Origin of the sequence: Nocardia acidivorans NBRC 108247 (assembly GCF_001625085.1) — a bacterium.
GTDB lineage: Bacteria > Actinomycetota > Actinomycetes > Mycobacteriales > Mycobacteriaceae > Nocardia > Nocardia acidivorans.
On the sequence record NZ_BDAW01000124.1, the window covers coordinates 1 to 13,135 of the forward strand.

At 66.8% G+C, this 13,135-nt stretch carries 13 protein-coding genes and 1 pseudogene; 8 read left to right on the forward strand and 6 right to left on the reverse strand.

The features are described from left to right. A pseudogene (locus NA10_RS38365) lies at positions 1–219 on the reverse strand (hypothetical protein); the annotation flags it as partial. A gap of 116 nt (positions 220–335) precedes the next feature. Between NA10_RS38365 and NA10_RS34495 the strand changes: the two are divergent. After that, positions 336–1,319 (forward strand): o-succinylbenzoate synthase, encoded by a 984-nt coding sequence (locus tag NA10_RS34495; protein WP_067574908.1) that lies wholly within the window; start codon positions 336–338, stop codon positions 1,317–1,319. A 19-nt stretch (positions 1,320–1,338) separates the two neighbouring features. On the opposite strand, the gene NA10_RS34500 is transcribed toward NA10_RS34495, so the two are convergent. From NA10_RS34500 to NA10_RS34510, 3 genes are all read right to left on the reverse strand, one after another. Then, the gene (locus tag NA10_RS34500; RefSeq protein WP_157556972.1) at positions 1,339–2,187 is read right to left on the reverse strand and encodes a DUF6745 domain-containing protein; all 849 of its coding nucleotides are present in this window, start codon (positions 2,185–2,187) and stop codon (positions 1,339–1,341) included. Positions 2,188–2,340: 153 nt separating this feature from the next. Further along, the gene (locus NA10_RS34505; protein WP_067574910.1) at positions 2,341–2,856 is read right to left on the reverse strand and encodes a TIGR04338 family metallohydrolase; all 516 of its coding nucleotides are present in this window, start codon (positions 2,854–2,856) and stop codon (positions 2,341–2,343) included. Further along, a complete protein-coding gene (locus NA10_RS34510) occupies positions 2,856–3,686 on the reverse strand; it encodes a DUF2786 domain-containing protein (RefSeq protein WP_067574911.1) in 831 nt (276 codons plus the stop codon). The genes NA10_RS34505 and NA10_RS34510 overlap by 1 nt, the downstream gene beginning before the upstream one ends. Before the next feature lie 170 nt (positions 3,687–3,856). Here NA10_RS34510 and NA10_RS34515 point away from each other — a divergent pair, with 170 nt between their 5' ends. From NA10_RS34515 to NA10_RS34540, 6 genes are all read left to right on the forward strand, one after another. After that, positions 3,857–5,158, forward strand: a complete 1,302-nt coding sequence (locus NA10_RS34515) for an ABC transporter substrate-binding protein (protein ID WP_067574912.1) — start codon at positions 3,857–3,859, stop codon at positions 5,156–5,158. 125 nt (positions 5,159–5,283) lie between these two features. Further along, positions 5,284–6,240 carry a carbohydrate ABC transporter permease gene (locus tag NA10_RS34520; RefSeq protein WP_067574913.1) on the forward strand — a complete coding sequence of 319 codons (957 nt, stop codon included), beginning with the start codon at positions 5,284–5,286 and terminating at the stop codon, positions 6,238–6,240. After that, positions 6,240–7,139, forward strand: coding sequence for a carbohydrate ABC transporter permease (locus NA10_RS34525; protein ID WP_084515682.1), 900 nt, complete (start codon positions 6,240–6,242; stop codon positions 7,137–7,139). The genes NA10_RS34520 and NA10_RS34525 overlap by 1 nt, the downstream gene beginning before the upstream one ends. A gap of 86 nt (positions 7,140–7,225) precedes the next feature. Beyond that, positions 7,226–9,424: a transglycosylase domain-containing protein gene (locus NA10_RS34530; protein ID WP_084515683.1), complete on the forward strand. Its 2,199-nt coding sequence runs from the start codon at positions 7,226–7,228 to the stop codon at positions 9,422–9,424. 176 nt (positions 9,425–9,600) lie between these two features. Further along, on the forward strand, positions 9,601–10,056 hold the full coding sequence (locus NA10_RS34535; protein ID WP_067574914.1) for a GyrI-like domain-containing protein: 456 nt from the start codon (positions 9,601–9,603) through the stop codon (positions 10,054–10,056). A gap of 5 nt (positions 10,057–10,061) precedes the next feature. Continuing rightward, positions 10,062–10,487 carry a GyrI-like domain-containing protein gene (locus tag NA10_RS34540; RefSeq protein WP_067574915.1) on the forward strand — a complete coding sequence of 142 codons (426 nt, stop codon included), beginning with the start codon at positions 10,062–10,064 and terminating at the stop codon, positions 10,485–10,487. A 212-nt stretch (positions 10,488–10,699) separates the two neighbouring features. On the opposite strand, the gene NA10_RS34545 is transcribed toward NA10_RS34540, so the two are convergent. Both NA10_RS34545 and NA10_RS34550 read right to left on the reverse strand, forming a co-directional pair. Continuing rightward, positions 10,700–11,785 (reverse strand): inositol-3-phosphate synthase, encoded by a 1,086-nt coding sequence (locus NA10_RS34545; RefSeq protein WP_067574916.1) that lies wholly within the window; start codon positions 11,783–11,785, stop codon positions 10,700–10,702. Continuing rightward, positions 11,778–12,335, reverse strand: a complete 558-nt coding sequence (locus tag NA10_RS34550; RefSeq protein WP_067574917.1) for a PadR family transcriptional regulator — start codon at positions 12,333–12,335, stop codon at positions 11,778–11,780. Before NA10_RS34550 ends, NA10_RS34545 begins: the two co-directional genes overlap by 8 nt. 163 nt (positions 12,336–12,498) lie before the next feature. On the opposite strand from NA10_RS34550, the gene NA10_RS34555 reads away from it, so the two are divergent. Further along, positions 12,499–12,912: a DUF5318 domain-containing protein gene (locus NA10_RS34555; protein WP_084515684.1), complete on the forward strand. Its 414-nt coding sequence runs from the start codon at positions 12,499–12,501 to the stop codon at positions 12,910–12,912. Positions 12,913–13,135 lie beyond the last annotated feature (223 nt).

Below are 13,135 nucleotides of genomic sequence, written 5' to 3' on the forward strand. Positions count from 1 at the left end.
CGGCACCTGACCACCGGGTCCGCGCGGCGGGATCGGCCCGCCCGGTCCGCGTTGCGGTGCGGGACCGCTCGGCCCCGGCGGATACCCGGGACCACTCGAATTCGGTGGCGGCCCGCCCTGCTGCCGCGCCTGCGCCGGATCACCCGGCGGGCGGCCGGGTCCGGAATGCGGTGGCGCACCGTCCGGACCGGGCCGATGCGGTTCATTAGGTGGGTACATGGTTACTGGGCTCCCCCGGTCGATCGTCTATTCCGGCATTCTCGCCGGGTGACGAGCCGACCGCCACTCCGTTATCGCACCGATGCACTCGACGGCGGTGGGTAGGCTGCGGGCTGATGACGAACAGCACCCCCGCACCGGACTTCGACGCCGCGATCGTCTACGCGATTCCCCTGCGCACACGATTTCGCGGCATCACCGTGCGGGAGGGCATGTTGATTCCCGGTCCGCGCGGCTGGGGTGAGTTCTGCGCCTTCGCCGAATACGACGATCGGGAGGCGGCGAGTTGGCTGGCCACCGCCGTCGAGCAGGCGACGACGGGATGGCCGGAACCGGTGCGGGACCGGATTCCGGTGAATTGCATTGTCCCCGCAGTCGGTCCCGATCGCGCGCGCGAGATCGTCGCCGCGTCCGGTTGCCGGACCGCCAAAGTGAAGGTCGCCGATCATCCGGATTCGCTCGCGGAGGATCTGGATCGGGTCGCCGCGACCCGCGAGGCGCTCGGCCCGGCGGGTGCGGTGCGCATCGATGCCAATGCGATGTGGGATGTGGAGACCGCGGTCGAACGGATCACGTTGATCGACAGGGCCGCAGGGGGTTTGGAGTACGCCGAGCAGCCGTGCCCGACCATCGAAGAACTCGCGGCGGTGCGGCGACGGGTGACCGTGCGGATCGCCGCCGACGAATCCATTCGCCGGGCCGAGGATCCGCTGCGGGTCGCCGTCGCGGGGGCGGCCGATGTGGCGGTGCTGAAATGCACTCCGCTGGGCGGGGTTCGGCGGGCATTACAGGTCGCCGAGGCGGCGGGATTGCCGTGCGTCGTCTCTTCGGCGCTGGAGACCAGCGTAGGGCTGTCGGCCCAGATCGCCTTGGCGGCAACGCTTCCCGAGCTGGACTTCGCGTGCGGACTGGACACGCTGTCGCTGTTCACCGGCGATCTGGTCGCCGAATCAGTGCGACCGGTGGACGGATACCTCACGGTTCCCCCCGTCCCGCCGGTTCCGGATCCGGAACTGCTCGAGCGCTACCGCCACCCCGACCCGGAGCGGGTGCGGTGGTGGCGGCAGCGCCTCGAGCGGGTAGCGAACCTACTGCCCTGAGCCGGGGCTCAGTCGGCGATCAATGCCCTGCCCCGGACTTGCGGGAGGGCGGCCGATGGGCCGTCGCCTGCGCGAATACCGTCGCGCCATCGGCGAACTCGGCTGCTGGTCCGTCGGGGCAATGCAATCGCACCTCCCCGTGGCCGGCATGCGGCACCGGCACCGTGCGCAGTACGGTCGGCCGTTCGGACATGACACAGCGGCGCTGTCCGGGCCACCACCAGCCCGCACCGCGGGCCAGCCGCACCCACTGCTCCAGGTGGTATGCGTCGTCCGGCCGGTATTCGGCGAATCCCGCTGTCCGGCACAGCTCGTGGAAGGCGACGGTCCAGGTGTCGTACTGCTCGTAGCCGAGAGCCTCCGGACGGCGGTCGTCCGAACCCAGGAATTCGGCCCGCATCGGGTGATACAGGTTGTCGCGCAATGATTTCCGCAATGGCCGATGCACGATGAAATCGACTATCCGCCGCACGGTCGCACCTGCCGTGAGCAATTCGAGCGGCGTCTTGGCCGCCCAGTCCTCATCGGTTATTTTCGATCGCGAATTCCAGGATTCGGACTCGTAGCCGGTCAATGCGGTCAATCGCGTCCGCATACTGTATTTCGCACCGGAAAGACGCTGCGAGAAAGGCCAACTCCGGAAGGGGATATTGGTCGGCGGATAGACGAAACCCGGTGGACCGTGCGGACCGTCTCGGAGCAGCGCTACCGCGGCCGCGGGTGAAGGCGCCCAGACGAATTCGGGCGCTGACGCTCCTGCCAGGCGATACAGCGCGGTGACGGCATGCTCGGCGGCATCTCGATCCGCGGGTTCGGTGGACAGGCCCACCCGTAACCAGTCGTCGCGTAATCGGCAGGCGTATTCCACGCGCTCGAGTTGTTCTTGCAGAGAATTCCCGCTGGCTCGCTGCCGACGCGGGGAGGCGACCGGGGTCACCGCTTCGAGGCGGTGGCCGCCTTTCCGTTGAAGGAGATCATGGAATCGATAATGTCATCGAAATCCGATCCTCGCAAGCTCATTTCAGGAGATGCGTACGCCACAGGAGTACATGGTGGTGCGCAGCAATAGCGCGGCCTCCGGGCCGATGATGCCGTCGACGAGTTCGATATAGCGGCCGCAGAATTCGGGTCCGTGCGGTGCGGTGCCGGTGTGATCGGGATCGAGGTGGTGTGCGAGTTCGTGCAGGATCACCAATTCGCGCAGCGCCCAGGCACTTCCGTGCAGGTGCAGCGGTACCGCCAGAACGGCGTCGTCGGCCTCGTAGTGCGCGGCCTTCGCCCCGGACCGAGCCCGCACGGTGACCGGAACGGCAGCCTGTTTCCATTGGGCGGCAACCCAATTCAGCGCGAGCACCCGATCCACATAGTTCTGCACGGACGCCACCGAGGCGAATTTCCGCTCCACCGGCAGCGTCACCTGCGAGCCGAGCACCTCCACCGTGCGCGCCCCGAACTCGTCCGCGCGCTCGAAAACCCCGCGCACCAGCATCTCCGCGTCGTACACCTGTGACCGCTGGGAGTCACGGACGGCGGACATCAGCCTTCTCCGCGGGGCAATTGCCCACGCGCGGAACCCAATTCGGGAGAAGTGCCCAGGCGCGCGGCCCGACCGGCGCGATCCCCGGCGCGGCGCGCGGCGGCGGAATAGCCCGCCGAGGCCTGCGGCCCGCGCCAGGTCCCGCGCGCCTCGGAGGTGCTCGAGTAGAAGTCCGTCAACTCCAGCTCCTTGTTGCGCAATGCCAGAGCCGTTCCGGTGGAGACGGTTTCGGTGCGCACCGCCTCGGCCTCGACCTCGGTCTTGACCTCGGCGAGCCGCCGTCCGATCCGGGCGGCGAAGGCCATCTGGAAGTTCAGCCGGGCGGTGACCGCCGCGACGGGGGCCTGCACCCGTCGCTGGACGGTTCGGCCCCAACGGGTTTCGGCGACCAGCTTCTCGGTGGTGGCGCTCTTGTACGCCCCGGACTTGATGTACTGATCCGAGGCCCGCACCATCTGCACCAGCAGACTGCCGTACAGCGCTTCGCAGGTGTCGATATCGGAGTCGAACCCGTAGGCGTAGACCGTCGTCGAGGAACGCGCCACATCGCAGCGCACATCATTGGCGGCGGCGATCGCCACGAAAAGCTGCACGTAGGTGCGCAACCCCTTCTTACCCGGCTCGCCGATCGGAATCACCCGTTGTATCGGCGTGGGCCGCCGCTCCCGGCCGGCGATATGCGCCCGCGCCACGGTCAGGTCGACCGAGGACCGGGTGGCGAGTTTCTGCGCCGCGGCCAGGAACGCCTCGGCCTCGTGCTCGTTGTCCGTCGATTCGGCCTGCCGCAGCAGCCCGCCGATACGCGTGAGTAATTTGTCCTGAGAAGACATCGGCACCGAGCCTAGCTGGGCCGATGATCGGATGTCCCGGGACCGGGAGCTACCGCACGGGGGTGCGAAGACCGAGGTAGTACCGGCACGGGGAACATCCACCATGTATCTTCCCTTGTGCAACCGGCTGAGTGTGCCGCCGCTCACGTCTCGACCCTGGAGTACTCGCGATGGTTTTGAAGAAGGTGTCGTCCCTACGATCGTCGCTCGTCCCGCGCGCCGCGGTGGCTTTCACCTCGGCGGCGCTGCTCACCGCGACATTCGCCGCGGGTTGCTCCAGCGATTCGGGGAGCAACGCCACCTCGCAGAATCTCGATGGGCGCGGGCCGATCACCTACGTCGAGGGCAAGGACACCACCGAGACCGGTGCGGTCAAGCAGCTCATCGAGCGCTGGAACGCCGCGCACCCGGATGAGAAGGTGACGTTCAAGGAGCAGTCCAACGACGCCTCCCAGCAGTACGACGACCTGAAGCAGCATCTGCAGGCCAAGTCCGCCGACTACGACGTGGTCGCGCTCGACGTGCCGTGGACCGCGGAGTTCGCCGCGAAGGGCTGGATCCAGCCGCTCAAGGACTCGTACGCCATCGACACCTCCACCCTGCTGTCGCCGCCGGTCGAATCGGCTCGCTACAACGGCACGCTGTACGCGGTGCCGCGAAACACCAACGGCGGCCTGCTGTTCTACCGCAAGGATCTGGCCCCCGAGCCGCCCAAGACCTGGACCGACCTGCTGAACCTGTGCCCGAAGGCCAAGGAAGCCGGAATCGGCTGCTACGCCGGTCAGTTCGCGCCCTACGAGGGTCTGACCGTGAACGCGGCCGAGGTCATCAACGCCTTCGGCGGCAGCTTCGTCGGCGCGGACGGCAAGTCCCCGACGGTGAACAGCGCCCAGGCCCGCCAGGGTCTGCAGACCCTGGTCGACGCGTACAAGAACGGCGACATCCCGAAGGAAGCCATCTCCTTCAAGGAGCCGGAATCGCAGAACGCCTTCGTCAGCGGCAAGCTCATGTTCATGCGCGGCTGGCCGTCGTCCTTCGGTGACGCGGGTTCGGACGCCTCCGCGGTCAAGGACAAGTTCGGTGTCGCCCCGCTGCCCGGTAAGGACGGCGTCGGCGCCTCCACCCTGGGCGGTTACAACGCGGCCATCAGCACGTACTCCAAGAACAAGGCCACCGCACTGGACTTCCTGCGCTTCCTGATCAGCGAGGACGCCCAGCACATCGTCGCCCAGGGCGCGCTGCCGTCCGTGCGCGCCTCGGTGTACGACGATCCGGCCCTGATCGCCAAGATGCCGTACCTGCCCGCGCTGAAGGAGTCCATCGCCTCCGCGGTGCCGCGTCCGGTCACCCCGTTCTACCCGGCGGTGTCGAAGGCCATCCAGGACAACGCATATGCTGCGCTGACCGGTACGAAGTCCGTCGACGACGCCATTGTCGGAATGCAGAAGGGCATCGAGACCGCCGGTTCGTAGTCCGACGAGTCCGTCCCCGTAGGAGAAGAGAAACGGTGTCACGTCCTTCGGGAGCGACCGATGTCGCGACGCCCGACCTGACCAAGTCGTCCCCGAACTCCGAACCGTCGCAACCGGTCTCCCGTATGGGCCGGTTGCGGGCGGGGTTCGCCGAATCCAGGCGCGCCTGGTTGTTCGTCACACCGGTGCTGCTCGCGTTGGCCGTGGTTGTCGGCTATCCGGTGGTCCGCGCGGTATGGATGTCCTTCCAGAAAGACGCCGGAATCGACAAGGCCACCGGCATGTTCGTCGAAGGCGGCGGCGCCGGCATCGACAATTACAAGCACTGGCTGCTGCAGCAGTGCACCGATTCGCTCGGCGCGACGGTCGACTGCCCCACCGGCAATCTCGGCTCGCAGTTCTGGATGGCCATCGGCGTCACCCTGCTGTTCACGATGGTGACCGTGACGCTGGAGGCCACCATCGGGCTGGGTATGGCCGTCATCATGGGCAAGACCTTCAAGGGTCGCGCCCTGCTGCGCGCCGCGGTGCTGATTCCGTGGGCCATCCCCACCGCGGTCACCGCGCGCCTGTGGGAGTTCATGTTCCAGTACGACGGCGTGGTGAACCGGGTCCTCGGCACCCATATCCTGTGGACCGCCGACGCCTGGCCCGCCCGCTTCGCGGTCATCATCGCCGATGTGTGGAAGACCACCCCGTTCATGGCGCTGCTGATTCTGGCCGGGCTGCAGGTCATTCCGGAGGATGTGTACGAGGCCGCCCGCGTCGACGGCGCCTCCGCCCGGCAGCGCTTCACCCAGATCACGCTGCCGCTGCTCAAGCCCGCATTGCTGGTGGCGGTGCTGTTCCGCACCATGGACGCACTGCGCATGTACGACCTGCCCGCCATTCTGACCCAGTCCAATCCGAGCACGCGCACCATTTCCATGCTGGTGGTCGATCAGGTGCGCCAGGGCGCGAACAGCGCCTCGGCACTGTCGGTGATCACCTTCTTCCTCATCTTCACGGTGGCGTTCCTGCTGGTGAAGGTGTTGGGCGCGAACGCGGTTCGCACCCAGGAAGAGCAGCGGGAGGCGCACTGATGAGCATCGATATGAGCAAGGCACCCGCCACCGCCGTGAAAGAGCGTGCGCCGCAGCCGGTTCCGTGGGCCAAACGGCTGGCCTCGGGCCGCGTCTACCTGGGCGCGCTGATCGTACTGGTGTGGGGTCTGGGACCGTTCTACTGGATGGTCGTGACCGCACTGCGCGATCCGGCCTACACCTTCGACAACACGCCGTGGCCCACGCACGTCACCTTCGACAATTTCCGCGACGCCTTCGACACCAGTCGTGGCAACGACTTCGGGCGCGCGCTGATGAACAGCGTGATCATCGGCGCGGCCACCACCGTGGTGGCGCTGGTGCTGGGCGTCATGGCCGCATACGCGCTGGCGCGCTTGACCTTCCACGGCAGGTACGTGGTCTCCGGACTCATTCTGAGCGCGTCCATGTTCCCGGTCGTGGTGCTGGTGACCCCGCTGTTCCAGCTCTTCACCGATCTGGGCTGGATCGGGCACTACCAGGCCATGATCATCCCGAACATCTCGTTCGTGCTGCCCATGACCGTGTACATCCTGGCGTCGTTCTTCACCGAATTGCCCTGGGAGCTCGAAGAAGCCGCGCGCATCGACGGCGCGACCCGGTTCCAGGCCTTCCGGCTGATCATGCTGCCGCTAGCCGCACCGGCCGTATTCACCACGGCCATCCTGGCTTTCATCGCCGCGGTGAACGAATACCTGCTGGCGCGACTGCTGTCGAGCGACAAGACCGAACCGGTCACGGTCGCGGTGGCGCGGTTCTCCGGGAACAATCCGCTCGTACAGCCGTACGCCGCCATCATGGCGGCGGGCACCATCGTCACGATTCCGCTGGTGATCATGGTGTTGCTGTTCCAGCGCCGCATCATCTCGGGTCTGACCGCGGGCGGCGTGAAGTCCTGATCCTGACGGTTGCGTCGATTAGCATGGGTCGCGCCGCGCCTGCGGCGCTTTGACGAACACAAGCTTTTTCGACGCTCCGGAAGGAGATGATCGTGAGCTCGTCCCGCAAACGGCGTCGAACCGAACCGGCGCCGTACGCCACCATGGCGGGGTGGAACGAGCCCCCGACCACTCCCCTGCCCAAGCAGTCCGCGCACAGCACACCGCGCCGGCGCGGGAAACCCCCGGCGCAGCCCGGCTCCCCGACCCGACCGCCGCGCTCGCGCGGGCAGCGCATCCGCCGGGTGATCGGCACCCTGATCGTCATCTTCCTGGTGCTCCCGGCCATGCTGCTCGGCCTCGCCTACTGGAGCGCGGAGATTCCGGATCCGTCCGCGGTGCAGACCAATCAGATCGCCACCATCCTCACCTCCGACGGCAATACCGTCATCGCGAAGGTGGTGCCGCCCGAGGGCAATCGAATCCCGGTGCCGCTCAGCGATGTTCCCGAACCGGTGCGCCTGGCCGCGCTCTCGGCCGAGGATCGGAACTTCTACACCAATCCCGGCTACTCGACCTCGGCGTTCCTGCGCGCCGCGCGCGACAATCTGATGGGCAAGGAAGACGCGGGCGGTGGCTCCACCATTACCCAGCAGTATGTGAAGAACGCCTTCCTCAGCTCCGAGCGAACCCTGAGCCGCAAGATGCGCGAGCTCATCATCGCCGCCAAGATGTCCCAGCAGTGGAGTAAGGACGACATTCTCGCGGCATATCTCAACACCATCTATTACGGTCGCGGCGCGTACGGCATCTCCGCCGCCGCCAAGGCGTACTTCGCCAAACTCGCACCGGAGCTGACCCTGGCCGAGGGCGCGGTCCTGGCCTCGGTCATCCGCACCCCGTCCATCCTGGATCCGGAGACGCATCTGCCGCAGTTGCGGGCGCGCTGGGCATATGTGCTGGATGGCATGGTCGAGATGGGCAAGTTGAGTCGCACCGACCGCGCCGCCCTCCAGTTTCCCGAGATCGTCCCCGCCACCGCGGTGGACGACAGCATTCCACGCGGACCCGAGGGCCTGATCCGCGCCCAGGTGCTGCGTGAACTCCGCGCCTCCGGAATCAGCGAACAGGAGCTGAATACCGGTGCGCTGCAAATCTTCACGACCATCGACTCGCGCGCCCAGCAGGCCGCGCTCGGCGCGGTCGGCAATGTCATGGGCGGGCAGCCCGGTGAACTGCGCACCGCCGTGGTCTCCATCGATCCGCGTTCGGGGGCGGTGCGCGCCTACTACGGCGGACCGGACGGCATCGGATTCGACTTCGCCCAGGCGCCGCTGCAAACCGGTTCGGCCTTCAAGACCTTCGCGGTGCTGGCCGCGCTGCAACAGGGAATTCCGCTGTCCTACAAGCTCGAGAGTGAACCGCTCACCGTCAACGGCGAGAAGATCCAGAATGTCGGCGGCGAGTCCTGCGGCACCTGTTCCCTCGGCGAGGCGTTCAAACGCTCGCTCAACACCAGCTTCTACCGGCTCACCCAGGCATTGTTCGAGGGTCCGAAAGCCATTGCGAACGCGGCGCATCAGGCCGGCATCCCGGAGCAGATCCCGGGCGTGGCGGGTAAATCGCTCACCGAGGACGGCGGGCCGCCGCTGCCGTCCATCGTGCTCGGCGCGTATTCGGTGCGGCCGATCGATATGGCCTCGGCGTACGCGACACTCGCGGCCTCGGGCGCGTTCCACGCGCCGTATTTCGTCCAGAAGGTGGTGACCGGCGACGGCCGGGTGCTGCTGGATCGCGGGGCCGATCCGCAGCACGGTGAACAGCGCATCCAGAGCACCATCGCCGATACGGTGTCGCAGGCCATGCTGCCCATCGCCGGGTACTCGAACAATCACAATCTCGCGGGGCGGCCGTCCGCGGCCAAGACCGGCACCACCCAGCTCGGTGACACCGGGCAGAACAAGGATGCCTGGATGGTCGGCTTCACCCCCTCGCTCTGCACCGCGGTGTGGGTGGGAACCGAACAGTCACAACCGATTCGAACCGCGCGCGGCGCGGCCGTCTACGGCTCCGGCCTGCCCGCCGATATCTGGAAGCAGACCATGGACGGCGCGCTGGAGGGCTCGCCGGTGGAACAGTTCCCGAATCCGGGCGACCTGCCCGGCGCGGCTCCCGGCACCGGGAACTACGACATTCTGAATCCGGGCCCGGGGGCGCAGCAGGAGCCGGTGGTGATCATCCCGCCCGCCCCCGCGCCACGCCAGGTGGAGATCTTCCCCGGCCTGAGCATTCCGGTGCCGGGCTGATGCGCACCCGGCGGCGGCATTGTTGATCATGAATCCCGACTACCGGACCCATCCGCCCCCGGCCACGGATATTGTGGAAAAGGCCACCGGTGCCATCGACTCCGGACGTCGGTGGCAGGATGCGGGTTGGGAGCAGGGTGGGGTCGGAGACAGCACGAGACTTAGGGGCGACGCCGGTGGATTTCAATGTAGTTGAACGCCCGGAGACGCTGGTGGCCGGAACGGTGCTACGCAGCCCGGCGCTCGCGGTCGAAGGACCGCGCCGCGCGAAGGTCGAGGAGGCCTGGAAACAGAACCTCGCCCGCAGCCTGCCCGGACCACCCGCGACCGCGTATGTCGATCACGCGCCCGAGATCGGCTCCTATCTGACCCATATCGTCGGTTACCGCTGCGAAACCCTGGACGATCTGCTGCCCGGCGATGTGCTGGCGCGGATCCCGGCGGGCACCTTCGCGCAATTCACCCGCAGCGGCGACAATCTGGGCGACACCATCGCCTCCATTTGGCGCATGGTGTGGGATCTGGAGGCCTCGGGGACGCTGACCCGGGCGTATACCGGGGATTTCGAACGGTATCCGGACTCCCGGACCGTGGAGGTTTTCGTCGCGCTGCATCCCGGCGCGGAGGGGTAGGGGCTGTGGATTTCGAGATCATCACCCTCGATGCGTTCCTCGTCGGCGGGCTGACCATCCCGCTGGCGGGGCGCGAGGTCACCGCACGCGATCTGGATCTGGTCAACTTCACCTGGGACCGCTATCTCGCTCGCGAGAAGAAGGTCGAACGCGTGGCCGCCTATATCGGCCAGAACGATCACGCGGTGGCCGTGCTGGGCTACGAACTCCCCGATCTGAGCCAGCTCGACACCGGCGATGTGCTCACCCGCATCCCCACCGGCCGCTACGCCAAGTTCGTGGTCTCCGACAAGCCCTACGACCTGCTCCGCACCGCCTGGGCCAAGGTCGCCAAGGCCGAGAACGCCGGAACCATCACCCGTTCGCACACCGCCGAGATCGAGCGCTACACCGGCCCCACCTCCGTCGAGGTCTACGTCTCACTCGACTAACCGCCGGCGCCGCACCGAAAAGCAAAGGGCCGCCCCGCGATCGGATCGCGAGGCGGCTTCGCTTTTCGGTGCGGAGCCGGGCGTCTCGCGCGCCACGCTGTACCGCCGCCTCATCGCGCGCGTCGGACTGAGCACGGAACGGCAAAACCCGGTCGGGCCAGTGGCTCGACCGGGTTTCCCTCACCTTGTGCCGAGTTGCCTCGGCGACAGGCTTATTCGGCGCCGATGATGAACGCTTCGAGCTGCTCGCGGGCGATATCGTCGGCCAGCTGCTTCGGCGGGGACTTCATCAGGTAGGCCGAGGCCGGAACGATCGGTCCGCCGATCTTGCGATCGAGGGCGATCTTGGCGGCGCGGACGGCGTCGATGATGATGCCGGCCGAGTTCGGGGAGTCCCACACCTCGAGCTTGTACTCCAGGTTCAGCGGAACGTCACCGAAGGCGCGACCCTCCAGGCGCACGTACGCCCACTTGCGGTCGTCCAGCCAGCCGACGTGGTCGGACGGGCCGATGTGCACATTGCCCTCGCCCAGATCCTTCTTCAGGTTGCTGGTGACGGCCTGGGTCTTGGAGATCTTCTTGGACTCCAGGCGCTCACGCTCGAGCATGTTCTTGAAGTCCATATTGCCGCCGACGTTCAGCTGCATGGTGCGATCGAGCTGCACACCGCGATCCTCGAACAGCTTGGCCATCACGCGGTGCGTGATGGTCGCGCCGACCTGGGACTTGATGTCGTCGCCGACGATCGGGATGCCCGCGTCGACGAACTTCTGCGCCCACACCGGATCCGAGGCGATGAAGACCGGCAGCGCGTTGACGAAGGCCACGCCCGCGTCGATGGCGCACTGCGCGTAGAACTTGTCGGCCTCTTCGGAACCGACCGGAAGGTAGGAGACGAGAACGTCGACCTTGGCGTCCTTCAGCGCCTTGACCACGTCGACCGGCTCGGCATCGGAGAGCTCGATGGTCTCGGCGTAGTACTTGCCGATGCCGTCGAGGGTCGGGCCGCGCAGCACGGTGACGTCGCTCGGCGGCACGTCGGAGATCTTGATGGTGTTGTTCTCGCTGGCGAAGATGGCGTCGGAGAGATCGAAGCCGACCTTCTTGGCGTCGACGTCGAACGCGGCGACGAACTTCACATCGCGCACGTGGTAGGGGCCGAACTTGACGTGCATGAGGCCCGGCACGGTCGCGTTCTCGTCGGCGTCCTTGTAGTACTGCACACCCTGGACCAGGGAAGACGCACAGTTACCCACACCTACGATGGCCACCCGTACTTCGGTGTTGATGTCACTCATGGCCGCTATTTCCCTCTTTCTGTGGTGCCGCCTTCGTCGATTGCTCCGCAGCAATCAACTCGTTGAGCCAGCGCACTTCGCGCTCGCTTGATTCGAGACCGAGTTGATGGAGCTGGCGGGTGTAGCGATCCAGTTGCCCGCTGGCTCGTTTGATCGCCTCCCGCAGTCCTTCTCGGCGCTCCTCGACCTGCCTCCGCCGCCCCTCCAGAATTCGCATCCGCGCCTCCGCGGGGGTGCGACTGAAGAAGGCCAGATGAACGCCGAAGCCGTCGTCGGTGTAGTTCTGCGGTCCCGTATCGGCCAGGAGTTCGGCGAAGCGCTCCCGGCCGGTGTCAGTCAGCTGGTACACGCGCCGCGCACGGCGTGTGGTCAACCCCGGTGGAATCTCTTCCGCGATAAGGCCATCGGACTGCATGCGCCGCAGGGTCGGATAGAGCGACCCGTAGGAGAAGGCCCGGAACGGGCCGAGCAGTCCGGTCAACCGCTTGCGCAGTTCGTAGCCGTGCATCGGAGATTCGAGGAGCAGCCCGAGGATTGCCAGTTCGAGCATCGGGCCTCACCCCCTCCTGACTGTTATTTGCAGATCTAACCGATGGATGCAGTTCCAAACTATATCGCGCCGATATATTTCGCGCGCATGCACCGCCTGACGGAACCCTGAGAGTCCATCTGGGGCGTGCGGCCGGTGCGCCACCGCAAGTACTCTGGGTCGCGTGCGAATACAGCGGCAGGTAGTGGACTATGCGCTCCGGCGCCGGTCGCTGCTGGCCGACGTCTACGCGGGACGCGTGGATGTCTCGTCGGTGTGCGATGCGAATCCGTACCTGTTGCGTGCGGCGAAATTCCATGGGCGCGGGAGCGAGGTCACATGCCCCATCTGCCGAAAAGAGCAGTTGACTCTCGTATCGTGGGTCTACGGTGACGGGCTGGGACCGGCTTCCGGGTCCGCGCGCACCCCGGAGGAATTGATCCGGTTGGCCGAGACGCGCGAGGAGTTCTCGGTTCATGTGGTCGAGGTGTGCCGGACCTGCAGTTGGAATCACCTGGTGCAGTCCTATGTGGCAGGCCAGGCTCCGGCTCCGACCGGGCGTCGCCGAACCGGCACCCGCCGCCGCGCGGCCGAGTGAAGGGCCGCGCCGACTGCTGATTTCGCGAGTACACCCGTGCCCGCACGCGGCGCACTGCCGCATGAGCTCCGCCACGCCACCCAGGCTAGGACCGTAAGCATCGAGAGTTATTGGAGAGCCAGGCTGTGACATCGCCCTATGACGACGGACCGCACGGCGGCCGCCCCCAGCGTGGCGGTTCGCAACCCGGCCCCGGCGGCTACCCGCCGCCGCGACCGCAGGG